Source organism: Pseudomonas sp. AP42, assembly GCF_001728935.1.
GTDB classification, from domain to species: Bacteria; Pseudomonadota; Gammaproteobacteria; order Pseudomonadales; family Pseudomonadaceae; genus Aquipseudomonas; species Aquipseudomonas lactis.
Window position 1 is genome coordinate 23,168 of the sequence record NZ_LYSO01000005.1, and the last position, 14,227, is coordinate 37,394.

The window sequence follows — 14,227 nt, forward strand, 5'->3', positions numbered from 1 at the left end:
CTGATTTTCCACAGATTAATCCATAATAATCGAACTTCGATAACGAAATTCGATTTTATAGCTGCCCAAAACGACTGGAGTACCGTGCAATTCGTACTGGGTGTCGCAATGCAAGTAATCGATGTTGTGCTAGCCGCTGGTTTTGTCTGCTAGCACAGTTCATTAGCAAAACACGCTTGGCCTTAGCGTACGATTTTTTCCGTTTTCTCTATTGCCCCCCTCCTGGTCACTCCGAATGCAAATAACTGGTCAAGAATGCAGCCGGCTGGTCAATAACGGCGCCAATGGGTGGTCAAGTTGCGCAATGGTTTTATCGAGTCGGATGCCTGGGAAGAGGGCTCTGAACGGAGCTAGTCGGGCTTACGTTGGTTTTTGGTTCCATTGCTCCCCAAACCCCATCTATTGATCTGCTGCGGCCGATCGTGGATGCCCAGACCGACAATGTTCTGCGCAGCCGGGTGTTGGCGATGGATGAGACGCCGATTAAAGCTGGCCACCAGGGTCGGGCAGGCCCACAAAAAGGCAAGATGAAATCCGGCTGGTTCTGGCCGTTATACGGCGATGCCGATGAAGTGGTGTTCACTTACTCGAACAGTCGAGGCCGAGCCCATATCGAGCAGGTACTGAACGAACAGTTCAGCGGAACTCTGATCAGTGACGGCTATGCTGCTTATGCCCGCTATGCCGCCGCACAGCAGAACATCATCCACGCGCAGTGCTGGGTGCACAGTCGTCGTTACTTCATTGAGGCGCAGAAGGACCACCCGATAACTGCCACCGAAGCCCTTCAGCAGATTGCCAAGCTATACACCAACGAAGAAGAGATCCGCGTCCAGCAACTGACCGGCGAAAAGAAACGCCAGTACCGGCTGCTCCACTCAAAGCCGGTGGTCAGCGACTTCTTCCAATGGTGCCGGGATCAACTGGCACAGGGCGGTCTGCTGCCCAGTGATTTATTGACCAAAGCACTGAACTACGTGCTCAGCCGTGAAGCCAGCCTGACCGTCTTCCTGGAAGACCCAGACGTCCAGCCAGACACCAACCACCTGGAACGGGCCCTGCGCCCCATTCCCATGGGACGCAAGAACTGGCTGTTCTGCTGGACTGAACTCGGCGCGGAACACGTGGGCATCATCCAGAGCCTGATCACTACGTGCAAACTGCACGACATCAACCCGTACACCTATCTGGTGGACGTGCTGCAGCGCATCAGTCAGCACCCGGCCAGCAAGGTCGCTGACCTGACGCCTCGGCTCTGGAAGACCCGGTTCGCCGATAATCCGTTACGCTCGCTGATCGATCCGCGCCATTCTGATCGACAGACCGCACAGCCAAAGGGCACCCTCCATGCGCATTGAAGACATGAGCATCGATCAGCTATTGGAGCTGAACCGAATGATCTGCCGGCGCATTGATGAACTGCAAGATCAAGAAAACCTGCAGGCGCTGAGTCGGCTGCACGTGGGGCTGAAGGTGACCTTCGAAAGCCGAACTGGCTTGACTATGGGGATCGTCACCAAGATCAACCGCAAGAGCGTGATCGTCCTGGCCGAGAACGGCACGAAACAGTACAAGGTCTCACCGGAATTGCTAAGGCCCCTTCGGGACGTAAAGTAAGTCCAGTACGTCGTGGAATGAACGCTTACGGTTTGGGTGAGCTCGGCCAGCGGATATCTAGGCCTTTTCTGCTAGCAAGTCAGCTGGCTTAGCTTCAACTGCACATGCTGGGATATAAGGTCATTCCGGCGAAGCTGCTCTGGCAACGAGATGACGAGCTTTGCCAGAGCAGCAAGTCGCGAATGTTACGCAGCCATGCGCTCGCATTCTTCAGCGCACTTCATGCACGCTTTGGCACACTCTTGGCAGTGATCCACTTGATGTTTCGCGCATTCCTCTCCGCATGCACGGCAGATCTTGGCGCAAAGGGCACAAAATTCTTTAGCGTAATCACTTTCGCGACTCATCAGTATGGCGGCCAACCTACAAATGTCCGCGCAGTCGCGGTCAAGCTCGATGCAGCGTGCCATCATTTTTACGTCATCCTCACGCAGGCAAGCAGAGGCGCACGTTTCGCACACAAGGGCACAGTTCGAACAAGCTTGGATACAGGAAGCGAACATTGAGTTTGTCATTGCGTTCTCCAGGGTTCGATAGTTGTATGTCGTCGGTGCCTACTGACCGATACGGCTCATCAGCCTGTTAGCAGGCACTGAATTATGACACGCTCCTACCGAGCCCGTTTCGAAAAACTTCATTACAATGTTGTAAGGTAAATCCAACCGCACCGGGGCTCTGCGGGCGCAGTTGGTGGCGATGTGGCAGTCAGTAGCTTGGCGGCCCAGGCCAAGATCAAATCACGGGAGCGAAAGCGTAAGGGCAGCCAGGAACCGGAGGACGATGAGCCGTTCTGATTTCATGGCGACGACGGCCTGCTACATGGCTGCGTGTGGCAGGTCTTAAACAACTGAACTGGGCTAGCGAAGGAGTGGGGGCAACAGCAGCTGCGCTGGTAGACTTATCCACAGTTGCTGGTAACAAAATCAGCAATCCGCCCTGGGTCAAATTTCAATCGGCAGGGTGGGTCAATTTTCCATCAGCGCCAACAATGATCAGCCCACCAGCAAGCTGGCCATGGGCAATTAGTAGCCCACCAGCTTTGACATAGGTCGTCCCGGTAATCTGGCCGGTGGTTTCTCTCTGATCGTTGACTATCAAATCGCCTTTGTGCTGCATACCGAGCCCTCGATTCAATGAAGCGAAGATCGCTTCACTCCTACAGCCCCGGCCCTACAGATGCAGGGCTAGAGCCTTGCCGTTTTCCATGATCAGTTTGAGGTGCCGACAGCGACCCAGCATTTGGCTCCGTCGTACTCATTGCCGCCTTCTGCAATGAAAACGTGACCGTCTTCGTCCACTGCATAAGCGCCAGGCTGCTCGTGACCCGCATCTCGCAAGCAGTTTTTCCAGCCGTAAACCTTGTCCTGAAAAACCAGCACAATGCCTCCTTGGCGCTCGGGATTGGCGTCACGGTATCGCCTAGCGGCGATCCGTACCCTGCTTAGTAGATCGACCATCACGTTTTCCTTAGCCATACGGCTTGAACTGCTCAGCCCAAATCTCGACCTTAGCGCATTGCCTACTCTTAGGTTCGCCTCAAGGTACCCTACAAGTCCTTCCGACATATCAAAAAAAAGCCCCCTTACGGGGGCTAGCTATAACGATGACTTAACAAGCTACCAGTTGCCTGGCCAACGCCATTTCAACCGAATCGCCATCCTGGTTCAGCGAATCGAGCCCAGACTCAGGCACGTCACCAGACGTGGATTGCGCTACTGCGATCTTCTTGGCCATCAGCTCCAGGCAAGCGATCTGCGATGTTTTGGCGTAGCCCAGAAACACCACCCGTACCGCCTGCTTTTGTCCGATCCGCCAAGACCGGCGCGCAGCCTGCTGTAGCGTGTAGACGTTCCAGCCCGTCTGCATGAAGCAGATGGTTGGAAAGTCCAGAAGATCCAAACCCGTCTTTACCAGCTCGGGATTTGTGATCAACACGTCAACGCCTTTATCCACCTGGTCGAGGATCCAGTCTTCACGGCGAGCCGTGTCTACCGATGCGCGCAACACCGCGACCTTCAAGCCGCCCTGTTCGAGGATGGCCTTCAATCGCGAGGTTGTGTCACGCGTTCCCGTGTATACCGAGTAGGCCAGAACCCTGCGCCCCTTGGCTTTTTCCTCCCGACAGAGCTCAAGCAGCTTTCGCTCCTTGGGCATCAGCTCTCCATCAGGAAAGATCGTTGGCACAAATGCCAACAGGGCCTTGGAGCGAGGATGCTTCACTGTTTCGGCCCGGAAACAACAGTCGGGCCATGCCAATAGGACGTTCAACACAACGCCTAGAAGCGTTGTGTCCCTACGAGCCAGTGCCTGTCTCAGTTCAGCTGTCAGGGTTGCAGCCAGCCTGGCGTATGCCGCGGCTTGCTCATCAGCCATGTCCACCTCGACGAACTCCTCATCGTAGGGTGGCAGCACGTTTCCACCGATGTCCTTGAGTTTCAGGAAAACGGTGAATGGCAGCACGTAGGGGATGTAAGCCGGAACCCCAGAAATTTCCGTCACCCTAGTTGGGTGGGCTCAACACTCGTGTCACCAGCTACCTTCTGGAGAATCGAGCTCGGCCATCCCTCCCTGGACGGGCATCGCTCGACGATGTTCAACGGCTCCCTCACGGGGCCGTCGTTTTGTGGGGGCTATTCCATCCACAAGTCGTCGAGGTTCTTGAAGTTCCAGAGCGTCGGGTCTTCGGGGCCAGTGATACTGTCCTTGCAACTCGTGGCCGCCAGGTCGATGGTCTGCATCGGGATCGGCTCTCTCGAGCGTAGCGAGAAGAACACGCGAACCTTGGGAGTCAGCAGTGATTCCATTCCCGGCTCAACGACAACGGCCAGACGCTGAGAGGACAGGCGAACCAAGGAGCCGACGGGGTAGATGCCCACGGCCTTGACGAAGGCGTGGAAGATGCGTTTGTCGAAATGGCCCTCCCACTTGGCCATCTGCCGCATCGCCGCGGACGGGTCCCACGGCTTTTTGTAGGCTCGCTCCGACGTCACGGCATCATAGACGTCGCAGATTGCGCCCATGCGGGCCAGGAGTGAAATGGCGTCACCGGCCAAGCGATCCGGGTAGCCGGTTCCGTCGATCTTCTCGTGATGGTGCAGGGCAATGTCCACCACCCCGGGCTCGGCCCCGCCTGCGCGCAGCATCTTTGCGCCCTCCACAGGGTGGCGCTTCATGATGGCGAACTCGGCATCGGTGAGCTTGCCTGGTTTGTTAAGCACTTCCAGCGGCATCGCGGCCTTGCCTAGGTCGTGCATCAGTCCGCCGATGCCAGCCAGGCGCGTTTGCTCCTCGTCTAGATCGAGATGCCGGGCCAGCGATAGCATCAGGGCGCAGACGGCAACCGAGTGCAGGTAGGTGTAATCGTCGTGCGTTTTGATGCGTGCGACGCTGATGAGGGCATGAGGTTGGCGCAGCACCGAGGCAGCGATTTCTCCGACCAGCGGCAACGTCGTGCTTGGGTCGACGGCCTTGCCAAGCCGGGCTTCCTGGAACATGTCCATGACTTGGGACTTGGCCGCAAGACAGAGTTTCCGTGCATAACACATTTCGCTCTCCATTGAGGTTGCGCCGTCACTTTTCTTGCTTAGTGGACTAGACGGCAGAGATTGCTCCTCCGACAATTCTCTGGGCTCTGGGCTCTGGGCTCTGGGCTCTGGGCTCTGGGCTCTCTGGGCTCTCTGGGCTCTCTGGGCTCTCTGGGCTCTCTGGGCTCTCTGGGCTCTCTGGGCTCTCTGGGTCGACTTGGCTTTTGGCCAAGTCGACCCAGACCTCCCCGACGCCACATTCTCGAATGGCAGAGAGATCCTGAGGCTCGGTCAGCAGGAAGCTGCCGCGCCAGAATGGGTGTCGAACCCAAGAGCCGGCGAGCTTGTGGATGTACATGCCGAGACGAAGCTCGGATACGGGAATGCGTTTTACCAACTTATTTTCCTTTCTGAGTTGGGTGGTTAGGCGTGCGCCGAGGCTGGCACCCAGCGGTAGAGCGGAGGTAAGGTCACGCCAAGATTCTTGGATCAGCCGGAACCGCCGAAATTTCCGTCAGCCGATCAACATGGCTTTGTCTCGCGCTCGGTCGATGCGTTCCTGCATCGCCTGCATGACTTCTTCGTGGGTGTACGACTTGGCGTTGGGGTCGTCGGCCTCTCGGAGAGCTTCCTCGACCTCGCGGGTCATCCGCGCATATTCTTCCGGCCACAGCGCTTGCTCCATGCGCAGCGACGCCTGCCCAAGCAGGTGCAGCAGGCCGAACAGCCGCATGTCATTGGTGGCGACGACGTGCTCTCGAATCCGCTCCTGGATCACCTCGCAGGCCCGATGCGCCTCTGGCGTCGCCGTGCCCTCGTAGCCGGCTGGGAGTTCTGCTTCTTCAGCGATTCGCGCCCAAGCGATAGCCAGCGCCTCGATGGTGGACAGGTTCATTTGCTCATCCACTTGCGCAGCAGACGCTTTTTCAGGGAGGCGCGCTCTTGCGGATTGCGTCCCTTGTGGTTGGCAATGCGATCCGCCGTGGCGGCCTGGCGCTTGATGGGCCAGTAGGAGCGGCCATCCTTACCCATCGACCAGACGTTGCTGACCTGGTTTTCCAGTAGAGGCAGATGGGCGCATAGAGCTTCCGGCGACGCGCTGGCCAGCGCGGTGCGCTCGTGGGTTCGCCAGCGCTGATGCCAGAGTTTCTTGTCCTCGCGCTCGCTACGGCAGGTCGTGTGCCCAACGATGGGCGTTTTGCGGCGGCTGCGGCTCATGATGTGGTTGTCTCCAAGAACATTCAGGACAGGCTTTCTGGGTAGAGCGCCGTCAACCGGGACAGGGTTTCTTGCACTTGTTCCAGCGAGGTCATCAGATGATCAACCTGATCCTGAAGATCCACGGCGAGATCAAATAGCTCAGCCACTCGGCTGCGTGATCCCTCGTTGAACGCGGCCATTGCCAGTTGATGCAGCTTCAACAGGTCGGTGCGCAGTTGCGGAGGTGCGCCGTCTGCGCTGTCATTCAAATCGCCGCGCAGCACGTCCACGGCATCGACTGCACGCAGCAGTGCCGTGGTATCGAAATTCTCGGGAGTCAGTTCGTCCCATTCGTCGTCGGTGATGCGGGCTGCCATCAGGAGGGCTCCGATTAAGCGGTTGCGAGCGTTAGATGCCCGATCGGCTCGGCTGCTGGCCGTACCTTGATTTCGATGTCGTAGCCGAGGCGATTCAGACAATCCATCAGCTTGCGTTCGGATAGATTGGTGAAGTCGCCGCGCATCATGCCCGACACCTTCGGTTGCGGGATGCCCATGCGTTTGGCCGCCGCTTGTTGAGTCAGCCCAAGGGCGCGCATGGCCCTCCTGATCTCGACCACCAGGCCGGTCTTGATCTTGAGCTTTTCAGCGTCAGGCAGTCCAAGGTCGGCAAAGACGTTGCCCGAGCTGCGCTGAACCTCGACGCCTTCAATGATTCGTTTTTGCATTTCGTAGCTCCTGTGCCAATACCTCGGCCACCTTCAGCCGAGCGCGGATGATGTCCATGTCGGCCTTTGGCGTGGCGATTCCGCTCTTGCTCTTCTTCTGGAAGCAGTGCAGGACGAACACCGCTTCCGCAAACTTGACCGTGTATACCGCTCGATAGGTGCCGCCGGCATCGTCTTCGACGACCTCCAGCACGCCGGCACCACCGAACCCCTTGAGCACCTTTGCTGCGTCATCCTGATCGCCTATCTGCGCCAACGAGAGCGCGTAACCGAAACGGCGACGCACGTCGGACGTGCAACGCCATCAAATCCTTGTGGCTGCTCGCGATCCATTCGAGCGGTTTTTCTTTGTTTGTCATGACGGAATTTTATACCTGTTCAGGTAATGATGTAAACGCGGCAACCTCAAGGAGGTGTCGTAAAACATTAGCGTACGATTTTTTCCGAATTCTGCGGGCACCCCTAAACCATGTTTTGTCGCGTATTCCCTCCCAGGCTGTGGATAGCCCGTCTATTAGGAACCGAGTTCCGTCTATTAGGAACCGAGTTCCGTCTATTAGGAACCGGCCACATCCGTAAGACCTTGATTTCAAAAGATAAAAAGCCGTTTTTTCCTCCTAAATCTTTTAAATCTTTTAAATCTTCTTAAAACCTCTCAGCCTGTGGGCAACTCGCAGCCCTGCAAGCAACATACAAGCCGCCGTTAGCGCCCTATGGGCGCGCCTACCCTTCGGTCGCTTCGCTCCCTTCGCCCCGCCGCTTCGCGTCGGCCTGTCGCGGCCTGCGCCCGCTCAAAAATGCCTGGCCTACGGCCAGCAACGTTTACCAAGGGCGCGGCAAGCCGCGCCGGCGTCAACCCAACCACCTCGAACTGAACCAAACCTATGCGCCGCCTGAAGGCTCGCTAAGGGTTGGACAGTATGGATCGAGGCGATCCGACCGCCTGTACTCATCCTGGACGACTGCCGCCGCCTGCAAGTCCGTAAGGGTTGAACGCCAAAGAGGGGGCGGGAGCGCTGCAACCGGAGCAGCGTCAGAGCCTCCAGAATCGCCCACACAACGCGGAAGCTGTCAGTCAGGGGGCAAGCCTACCTTAGCACCAGAAACGCGCCCAGGGGGCCGCAGGGGGCCGCAGGGGGCCGATTTTGGGGACGATAGAGAAATCGGGTAGGAGGCGGGGTCGCCCCCGCCGTCCTCCCACACCACCGTACATACGGTTCCGTATACGGCGGTTCCTGCCTACTGACAGACTGCGTCAGCGAGCTTGGTTCCGTTGATGTGTCGCCTGTGGTAACTAAGCGCCCAGACCGGCCCTCGGAGTTTCCGACTCCTACCTCCTGATGGTCTCGACCGCCGCTGTTCACGACGTTTCTGCCTTACGCTCCAACAGAGAGCACACCTGACTATCCACTCATGACAGGTTCAGCCCTTCATCGCTCCGGTTCCGAGCAACTACTACGGCCTCTGCTGACTTCTGTTCGCCCATCCCGCCACCTCTCGGTGCCGGTAGCACGTGGCAGGCCAAACAGATCTCCCAGGGTAATTCGCGCGCCCTTCCTGCTTATGCCTGTCGGATTTACGTCGTAGCGTTCCGTGCAAGTATCGGGCTTTGGCAATCGTTGCTACCTCACCCCGCTACGCCGCCTCTATCCGCTTCCTATACCTCAAATTGACACTGCGTATTCCAGAGAACGTGATGACGGAAGGTTGAACCTTCCGTCATAGCGCATCTGGTTTGGCCTCCCGTCAGCCAACCACGGGAAACACTGACTCGATCATTGGAGAATGGTCAGCTTGGCCTTGAGATCAATGGCTCTCGCGAAGTTGTGGTAATTCGGCGATGTTCGCTGCACCTGCGCGTGCAATGCTTTCAGCGCCGCCGAATCCGCCGACGACTCCATTTCGACCTCATACTCGACCTGGTCGTACCCTGGATTGATCCCAGGATCGATTCCAAGAAAACCTCTCAGATCGAGGCTTCCCTTCGTGCGGATAGTCAGCGATTGCAACTCGATGTTCATTGCCGCCGCATTTGCCGCGTAGGTTGCAGTCATGCATGCGTTCAACGCAGCCAGGATCAATTCTTGTGGATTAGCGGCCGTGTCGGTACCGAGCAATTCTGCCGGTTCGTCCGCGTCGATGACAAAGCCGCGCGCCAAGGCCGTGTCACCTAGTACGAGCGGCATGGTTCGCGCACGCGTCCGGGTGCCACCCTCCCAGGTTGTCACGACGCCGAACGTCGCGATGCCTGCGGCGGGCTTTGCTGCGACCTGATCTGCAAACTCACGCAATGCGCCGACGTTGATCCCGTTGCCGGGAGTTCCTTTAATGTTTGTGTTCATTTCTCGTTCCCCCATTATGTGTTACGCCCGGCCATCACGCCGCCGTCAACGTCCCAGATTGCGCCCGTCACCCATGCTGCCTTGTCCGACAACAGGAAGAGGATGACCTCGGCGACGTCTTGTGGCGTCCCAACCCTGCCGATTGGGTGGAAGCTGTTGAATCCCTGTAAGGCGCCATGAACCTCGGCCTTGGGTATGAATCCCTCGTAAATCGGCGTTTCGACAACCGCCGGAGAAACGGCATTGACCCTGATTTGTTTGGATGCCAGCTCCATCGCAAGGTGCTGGGTCAGCGAATGCAAACCTGCTTTTGCCATCGAATACGCGGACGACGGCGTAGCCGCAATCGCCTGCTTGCCCCACATCGAGCCGATGTTCACAATGGCGCCGGGACGCTCGCTGGCCACGAGATTGGCCACGACTTTTTGTGTGATGAAGAAGAACGCTTTATTCAACGTCAAATATTGTTCGTAATCACTTTCCGTGTGCTCAAGAAACGCCTTCGGGAAGAACACCCCAGCCGCGTTGACCAGAAGATTGATGTCCTTGTGGTGTTCATCGATGGTATGCAGGAGTCGCTTCACATCTTCGGCTCGCGAGAGATCGGCAGTCAGGGCGGTCACGGTGCCCAACGACGACAGCGCCTTGCGGGCCTCTTCGGCCTTGTCTTCACGGTGACCGACGATGACGACGCTTCCGCCTTGCTCAAGAACCATGCGGGCAGTTTGCAGTCCCATCCCGCTAGTGCCGCCGATGACCAACAACTTCTTGCCATTAAATTCAGTACTCATAATAATCTCCTTAACTACCAACTAAATGGTAGGGTTGTGTTGCAAAAAAAGTGCCGACCTCAGGTCAACACGGTGGAAAGAAAAGTGTTTCCAACTTCGGCCGGTCCGCGTGACGACCGCATGCCACGGCCCACCATCATCGAGCCTTCCAACGCGCACAAGAATGCCTCTGCGAGAGCCTCTGGGGTGGAATTCGAGGTGATCAGCGCGGCACGCTGACCATCGGCAACGACAAGAGTCAACCAGTCGAGATTGACTTTAAAGAATCGCTCGACCTCGCTCACAACGGCGTCCGGCAGCGAGTCCGACTCGGCACCCAACATGCCGCAGACACAAAGGCGCCGGTCCTTGGCGAAGGTGCGTTCGAAAAGTGCCGCATACGCAGTTAGCCTGTCAGGCGCTTTCGCATGCTGCCCTTCGATGCTCAGCAACTCCTCACGAAACCGGTGCGTGTAGCGCTGTGCGACCACGGCCACGAGTTCACCCTTCTTGGGAAAGTGGTGGTGGATACTTGGTTTTTTGATGCCTACCAACTGGGCCACGTCGTCGTATGAGAAGCCGTTGTAGCCGTGCTGCTGTACCAACCCTTCAGCGGCATCGACCACCCGCTCGGCGGTCGGCGAGATTTCGGAGAAATGCTTCATGCAAGCGCCTCATTTGATTCGGCGACTGGCAGGTGGCCTGTCTTGACCAGGATGGTGCAGCCTGTATTGCTGAAGGGACGGTGAGCACTCAAATGCGGACTGCGCATCCATGTGCCGGTAGGGTAGCTTCCGAACTCATCCTCAAAGACGCCTTCCAACACATAGATTTCTTCACCGCCGTAGTGACGATGCGAATTGAATCGTGTCCCCGGGGCCCAGCGCACCAAAGCCGTATGTTGTGTGTCGAACTCAGAAAGTGGCATCACCGACAGACCCGGCACGAGGCCTGGAAACCAGGGGCCGTTACGGGTGTCGACCACGGTGCGTTGGCTGTCGGCTAGATCAAGATGGCGCAGCTTGACGAACAACGTGCAACCCGTCGCGGAGCTCGGTGCATGCGAAGAACCTGGTGGATTCTTGATGTAAGTCCCAGGCCCGAAGGTCCCGGATTCGTCGCTGAATTCGCCGTCCAGGACCAGAATCTCCTCGCCCAAGTCGTGCTTATGATTTTCAAAAGCGGAGCCCGGCGCGTATCGCACGATCGAGGTGGCACGCGCCACTTCGTCGCCATCACGCTCCAGTAACTGGCGTTGAATCCCGGTCGCTGGCGAATCGACCCACTGTAAGCTTGAAGGCTCGACGACAACACGCTGCGAAAGATCTGAATTGAGTTTCATGGCTTTATTTCATCTACCGACTACTTGGTAGGTAAGTTATAAGATCCCGATTTGTTTGTCAAATAGCTTTCGCCATTTTCTTTCATCCATTGAAAAAACAATGAATTGGTTACAAGAACTCGCGAAGCTTAGCGTACGATTTTTTCCGAATTCTCTATCGTCCCCGAGTACATCCACTGGCTGCTGGAAACCTGCACTGCGGGGAAGGTCGAACCCGAGTCGATCCTGAGTGAAGACGCCATCGACCTGCTCGCCACCAAGCTGCGCACACCATTGCAAATCCAACTGCACCTCAGCATGGCATTGGAAGCCGGCTACCTGACTGGCGAGAAACCGGTCTCGGCGGAGCTGGTGGAATCAGTGCTGTCGCGTCAACTGGATGATCTGGAACCGACCCTGACGCGCCACGGTTACCGCATCAAGGATCTGGTAGATCAGTTCGACGCCAGACCCAATGAGATCAAGGCGCTGTTTAGCAACGCGCTCGATCCGGCGCGCGCCGCTGAGCTGCGGGACAAGATGCTGGCAGCGGGGTTGCCGATCTGAGTCTGGGGGCTGAGGAGCAACGGATCAGAAAGTGCACTTAAGCCCTGCCCTCTCCTCTCAGCGCAATAGTCCAGGTACTCCAACTCTATCCTCTGCTTGATTCCGTACTTAACTACGGAGATAGAGTCGACTCGTGGGTAGAAAACCCGAGAGGAGGCTGTTATGAAATACCTAAGACTGCTACTGATAGTGGGTTCGACTCTGCTGTCATCCACCATATGGGCCGAGGGCGGGAGCGATCGTTCGATTGAGCGGGCCGCTTCTATGCACGACAAGGCTGAGGCGGCCTTGGTGGTGAAGATTGAGCAACAAGGGGCCACGGCGGCTAGCCGTGTCGAAGAGCAGCCCGCCTGTTCACCTGCAAGGTAGTACATGAGCGACCGCTCCACGCTCCGCTCGACCAGACTCAGCGTGAGTTTGTCCTGATAAGGCGTGAGCGTAAATGTCAGATTACCCATCTGTGGCCTCTGCAAGTGCTCCTTTGGCCATTCAGCGGTGCTCATTGAGCGCCGCTTTTTTTTAAGCTCCAGCCGACAAACAGGGGTGCCTTACGAAACTGCTGATCGTAGGTCAGCGCGGCTCTTTGTTCCTATGCAGCGAAACGATCAGCGGACAGGAGACAGTCCCGTGGCTCGCACAACAGTCGTGAACCAGTTGCTCCAAAACTGACTCGATCCGTCGCAGATCTGCGAGCTTGCCGCGCACGTCCTCGAGCTTCTGCTCGGCGAGCACGCGCGCTTCATCACAGTGAGCGCCGTCATCCAGCCTCAATAGCCCGGCCACTTCTTCGAGGCTAAAGCCCAGCCGTTGCGCGGATTTTACGAATTTCACCCGTGCGACATCCGCCTCGCCGTAGCGGCGAATGCTGCCGTAGGGCTTGTCCGGTTCGGGCAACAGCTCCTTGCGTTGATAGAACCGGATGGTTTCCACGTTGACCCCGGCCGCCTTGGCGAAGGCGCCGATGGTCAGGCTTTCCAAATTTTTTTTCATACCGCTTGATTCCGTACTTGACTACGGGATTAACCTTAAACCATCGATCAAATGCTCGAAAGGAGAAATGCATGTCTGAACCATCAAACGGGCGCGCCCCTCTTGTCGTCGGGGGGCTTGCTGCGATTCTCGCCTCGACTTGCTGTCTTGGGCCGTTGGTACTGATCGCACTGGGATTCAGCGGGGCCTGGATCGGCAACCTGACCGTGCTGGAACCTTATCGCCCGATCTTTATCGGCGGGGCGTTGATCGCGCTGTTTTTTGCCTACCGGCGCATTTTTCGACCCCAACAAGTTTGTAAGCCGGGCGATGTCTGCGCCATCCCTCAGGTACGCACCACCTACAAGCTGCTCTTCTGGGTGGTGACGGCATTGGCGCTGGTCGCGCTCGGCTTCCCCTACATCCTTCCCTTGTTCTACTGATCAGGAGTTCGCCATGAAAAAACTGCTCGCATCCTTCGCCCTTGCCACTCTCGTCGCCACACCTGTCTGGGCGGCCATCCAGACCGTTACCCTGTCGGTGCCCGGCATGACCTGCGCCGCCTGCCCGATTACGGTGAAGAAGGCGTTGACCAAGGTCGATGGCGTGACCAAGGCTGAGGTGAGCTTCGAGAACCGCGAGGCCACCGTCACCTTCGACGATACCAAGACCAATGCCCCGGCGCTGACCAAGGCGACCGAGGACGCCGGCTACCCGTCCAGCGTCAAGCAATAGGCGGGAGTTCCGATGGCAAATTCTTTCAATCTGTTCACGCGGATCGGTGACAAAGCCGGTTCTGTCGGCGTGCTGGTTTCCGCCATAGGTTGCGCCTCGTGTTTTCCCGCCCTTGCCAGCCTGGGGGCCGCGATCGGTCTGGGCTTTTTGAGCCAGTGGGAAGGCCTGTTCATCACCACGCTGCTGCCTCTTTTTGCTGGACTGGCTCTGCTCGTTAATGCCCTTGGCTGGCTCAATCATCGGCAGTGGCGACGGACTGCGCTCAGTCTGATCGGCCCTGTCCTGGTGCTGGCAGCGGTGTTTTTGATGCTGGCTCACGGCTGGCGGAGTGGCTGGTTGCTCTACATCGGCCTGGCTCTCATGTTTGGGGTGTCCATCTGGGATCTGGTGTCGCCCGCTCACCGCCGTTGCGTACCGAATGCCTGTCCGACGCCGCCAAAACCGTGATACCGCCA

General features: G+C 57.5%; 20 protein-coding genes and 4 pseudogenes. 8 read left to right on the forward strand and 16 right to left on the reverse strand.

Annotated features, from left to right (window positions below; translation table 11 throughout):
- Positions 1-356: 356 nt before the first annotated feature.
- Together A7K61_RS03220 and A7K61_RS03225 are read left to right on the forward strand one after the other, a co-directional pair.
- Positions 357-1,358 (forward strand): annotated as a pseudogene (locus tag A7K61_RS03220) (IS66 family transposase); the annotation flags it as partial.
- A complete protein-coding gene (locus tag A7K61_RS03225; protein WP_003458515.1) occupies positions 1,348-1,617 on the forward strand; it encodes a hypothetical protein in 270 nt (89 codons plus the stop codon). The pseudogene A7K61_RS03220 and the gene A7K61_RS03225, both read left to right, overlap by 11 nt.
- 185 nt (positions 1,618-1,802) lie before the next feature.
- On the opposite strand, the gene A7K61_RS30790 is transcribed toward A7K61_RS03225, so the two are convergent.
- Positions 1,803-2,132, reverse strand: coding sequence for a four-helix bundle copper-binding protein (locus tag A7K61_RS30790; protein ID WP_032489165.1), 330 nt, complete (start codon positions 2,130-2,132; stop codon positions 1,803-1,805).
- 192 nt (positions 2,133-2,324) lie between these two features.
- Here A7K61_RS30790 and A7K61_RS30795 point away from each other — a divergent pair.
- Positions 2,325-2,411: pseudogene (locus A7K61_RS30795) on the forward strand (AAA family ATPase); the annotation flags it as partial.
- 154 nt (positions 2,412-2,565) lie between these two features.
- Here A7K61_RS30795 and A7K61_RS33055 read toward each other — a convergent pair.
- The 14 genes and pseudogenes from A7K61_RS33055 to A7K61_RS03295 form a co-directional block, all read right to left on the reverse strand.
- Entirely contained in the window at positions 2,566-2,733 is a 168-nt protein-coding gene (locus tag A7K61_RS33055; RefSeq protein WP_020302555.1) for a hypothetical protein, read from the reverse strand.
- A gap of 92 nt (positions 2,734-2,825) precedes the next feature.
- The gene (locus A7K61_RS03235; protein ID WP_020302556.1) at positions 2,826-3,074 is read right to left on the reverse strand and encodes a hypothetical protein; all 249 of its coding nucleotides are present in this window, start codon (positions 3,072-3,074) and stop codon (positions 2,826-2,828) included.
- A gap of 151 nt (positions 3,075-3,225) precedes the next feature.
- A pseudogene (locus tag A7K61_RS03240) lies at positions 3,226-4,080 on the reverse strand (helicase-related protein); the annotation flags it as partial.
- A gap of 167 nt (positions 4,081-4,247) precedes the next feature.
- Positions 4,248-5,117, reverse strand: a complete 870-nt coding sequence (locus A7K61_RS03245; protein ID WP_223198360.1) for an HD-GYP domain-containing protein — start codon at positions 5,115-5,117, stop codon at positions 4,248-4,250.
- 91 nt (positions 5,118-5,208) lie between these two features.
- A complete protein-coding gene (locus tag A7K61_RS34040) occupies positions 5,209-5,499 on the reverse strand; it encodes a DUF3391 domain-containing protein (protein WP_305884790.1) in 291 nt (96 codons plus the stop codon).
- Between the two features lie 156 nt (positions 5,500-5,655).
- On the reverse strand, positions 5,656-6,036 hold the full coding sequence (locus A7K61_RS03255) for a hypothetical protein (protein ID WP_001054412.1): 381 nt from the start codon (positions 6,034-6,036) through the stop codon (positions 5,656-5,658).
- Positions 6,033-6,359 (reverse strand): hypothetical protein, encoded by a 327-nt coding sequence (locus A7K61_RS03260; RefSeq protein WP_000091614.1) that lies wholly within the window; start codon positions 6,357-6,359, stop codon positions 6,033-6,035. Before A7K61_RS03260 ends, A7K61_RS03255 begins: the two co-directional genes overlap by 4 nt.
- A 23-nt stretch (positions 6,360-6,382) precedes the next feature.
- Positions 6,383-6,718 (reverse strand): hypothetical protein, encoded by a 336-nt coding sequence (locus A7K61_RS03265; RefSeq protein WP_000741275.1) that lies wholly within the window; start codon positions 6,716-6,718, stop codon positions 6,383-6,385.
- A gap of 14 nt (positions 6,719-6,732) precedes the next feature.
- Complete coding sequence (locus A7K61_RS03270; RefSeq protein ID WP_001172026.1) at positions 6,733-7,068, reverse strand: helix-turn-helix domain-containing protein; 336 nt, start codon at positions 7,066-7,068, stop codon at positions 6,733-6,735.
- A pseudogene (locus A7K61_RS03275) lies at positions 7,049-7,427 on the reverse strand (type II toxin-antitoxin system RelE/ParE family toxin). The gene A7K61_RS03270 and the pseudogene A7K61_RS03275 overlap by 20 nt, the downstream one beginning before the upstream one ends.
- 1,416 nt (positions 7,428-8,843) lie before the next feature.
- A complete protein-coding gene (locus A7K61_RS03280) occupies positions 8,844-9,410 on the reverse strand; it encodes an OsmC family protein (protein ID WP_004574805.1) in 567 nt (188 codons plus the stop codon).
- A gap of 14 nt (positions 9,411-9,424) precedes the next feature.
- Positions 9,425-10,201, reverse strand: coding sequence for an SDR family NAD(P)-dependent oxidoreductase (locus A7K61_RS03285; protein ID WP_004574804.1), 777 nt, complete (start codon positions 10,199-10,201; stop codon positions 9,425-9,427).
- A 59-nt stretch (positions 10,202-10,260) separates the two neighbouring features.
- Positions 10,261-10,845, reverse strand: coding sequence for a TetR/AcrR family transcriptional regulator (locus A7K61_RS03290; protein ID WP_004574803.1), 585 nt, complete (start codon positions 10,843-10,845; stop codon positions 10,261-10,263).
- Positions 10,842-11,522 (reverse strand): cupin domain-containing protein, encoded by a 681-nt coding sequence (locus A7K61_RS03295; RefSeq protein ID WP_004574802.1) that lies wholly within the window; start codon positions 11,520-11,522, stop codon positions 10,842-10,844. Before A7K61_RS03295 ends, A7K61_RS03290 begins: the two co-directional genes overlap by 4 nt.
- 297 nt (positions 11,523-11,819) lie before the next feature.
- Between A7K61_RS03295 and A7K61_RS33060 the strand changes: the two genes are divergently transcribed.
- Positions 11,820-12,068 (forward strand): phosphoribulokinase, encoded by a 249-nt coding sequence (locus A7K61_RS33060; protein WP_200645650.1) that lies wholly within the window; start codon positions 11,820-11,822, stop codon positions 12,066-12,068.
- A gap of 162 nt (positions 12,069-12,230) precedes the next feature.
- Complete coding sequence (locus A7K61_RS34045) at positions 12,231-12,437, forward strand: co-regulatory protein PtrA N-terminal domain-containing protein (RefSeq protein WP_019819709.1); 207 nt, start codon at positions 12,231-12,233, stop codon at positions 12,435-12,437.
- A gap of 201 nt (positions 12,438-12,638) precedes the next feature.
- Here the strand turns inward: A7K61_RS34045 and merR are convergent, their stop codons facing one another.
- On the reverse strand, positions 12,639-13,058 hold the full coding sequence (merR, locus tag A7K61_RS03310) for an Hg(II)-responsive transcriptional regulator (protein ID WP_019819711.1): 420 nt from the start codon (positions 13,056-13,058) through the stop codon (positions 12,639-12,641).
- A gap of 71 nt (positions 13,059-13,129) precedes the next feature.
- On the opposite strand from merR, the gene merT reads away from it, so the two are divergent.
- From merT to merC, 3 genes are read left to right on the forward strand one after another with little or no spacing between them, the layout of a single operon-like run.
- Positions 13,130-13,480 carry a mercuric ion transporter MerT gene (merT, locus tag A7K61_RS03315; protein WP_019819713.1) on the forward strand — a complete coding sequence of 117 codons (351 nt, stop codon included), beginning with the start codon at positions 13,130-13,132 and terminating at the stop codon, positions 13,478-13,480.
- Positions 13,481-13,493: 13 nt separating this feature from the next.
- Positions 13,494-13,772 (forward strand): mercury resistance system periplasmic binding protein MerP, encoded by a 279-nt coding sequence (merP, locus tag A7K61_RS03320; RefSeq protein WP_019819715.1) that lies wholly within the window; start codon positions 13,494-13,496, stop codon positions 13,770-13,772.
- Between the two features lie 12 nt (positions 13,773-13,784).
- Positions 13,785-14,219 carry an organomercurial transporter MerC gene (merC, locus tag A7K61_RS03325; protein WP_019819717.1) on the forward strand — a complete coding sequence of 145 codons (435 nt, stop codon included), beginning with the start codon at positions 13,785-13,787 and terminating at the stop codon, positions 14,217-14,219.
- The last annotated feature ends 8 nt before the right edge of the window (positions 14,220-14,227 follow it).

Coding starts and splice junctions, on each gene's coding strand:
- A7K61_RS03225 (WP_003458515.1), top strand. CDS start 1,348: ATGCGCATTGAAGACATGAGCATCGATCAGCTATTGGAGCTGAACCGA.
- A7K61_RS30790 (WP_032489165.1), bottom strand. CDS start 2,132: ATGACAAACTCAATGTTCGCTTCCTGTATCCAAGCTTGTTCGAACTGT.
- A7K61_RS33055 (WP_020302555.1), bottom strand. CDS start 2,733: ATGCAGCACAAAGGCGATTTGATAGTCAACGATCAGAGAGAAACCACC.
- A7K61_RS03235 (WP_020302556.1), bottom strand. CDS start 3,074: ATGGTCGATCTACTAAGCAGGGTACGGATCGCCGCTAGGCGATACCGT.
- A7K61_RS03245 (WP_223198360.1), bottom strand. CDS start 5,117: ATGGACATGTTCCAGGAAGCCCGGCTTGGCAAGGCCGTCGACCCAAGC.
- A7K61_RS34040 (WP_305884790.1), bottom strand. CDS start 5,499: ATGTACATCCACAAGCTCGCCGGCTCTTGGGTTCGACACCCATTCTGG.
- A7K61_RS03255 (WP_001054412.1), bottom strand. CDS start 6,036: ATGAACCTGTCCACCATCGAGGCGCTGGCTATCGCTTGGGCGCGAATC.
- A7K61_RS03260 (WP_000091614.1), bottom strand. CDS start 6,359: ATGAGCCGCAGCCGCCGCAAAACGCCCATCGTTGGGCACACGACCTGC.
- A7K61_RS03265 (WP_000741275.1), bottom strand. CDS start 6,718: ATGGCAGCCCGCATCACCGACGACGAATGGGACGAACTGACTCCCGAG.
- A7K61_RS03270 (WP_001172026.1), bottom strand. CDS start 7,068: ATGCAAAAACGAATCATTGAAGGCGTCGAGGTTCAGCGCAGCTCGGGC.
- A7K61_RS03280 (WP_004574805.1), bottom strand. CDS start 9,410: ATGAACACAAACATTAAAGGAACTCCCGGCAACGGGATCAACGTCGGC.
- A7K61_RS03285 (WP_004574804.1), bottom strand. CDS start 10,201: ATGAGTACTGAATTTAATGGCAAGAAGTTGTTGGTCATCGGCGGCACT.
- A7K61_RS03290 (WP_004574803.1), bottom strand. CDS start 10,845: ATGAAGCATTTCTCCGAAATCTCGCCGACCGCCGAGCGGGTGGTCGAT.
- A7K61_RS03295 (WP_004574802.1), bottom strand. CDS start 11,522: ATGAAACTCAATTCAGATCTTTCGCAGCGTGTTGTCGTCGAGCCTTCA.
- A7K61_RS33060 (WP_200645650.1), top strand. CDS start 11,820: ATGGCATTGGAAGCCGGCTACCTGACTGGCGAGAAACCGGTCTCGGCG.
- A7K61_RS34045 (WP_019819709.1), top strand. CDS start 12,231: ATGAAATACCTAAGACTGCTACTGATAGTGGGTTCGACTCTGCTGTCA.
- merR (WP_019819711.1), bottom strand. CDS start 13,058: ATGAAAAAAAATTTGGAAAGCCTGACCATCGGCGCCTTCGCCAAGGCG.
- merT (WP_019819713.1), top strand. CDS start 13,130: ATGTCTGAACCATCAAACGGGCGCGCCCCTCTTGTCGTCGGGGGGCTT.
- merP (WP_019819715.1), top strand. CDS start 13,494: ATGAAAAAACTGCTCGCATCCTTCGCCCTTGCCACTCTCGTCGCCACA.
- merC (WP_019819717.1), top strand. CDS start 13,785: ATGGCAAATTCTTTCAATCTGTTCACGCGGATCGGTGACAAAGCCGGT.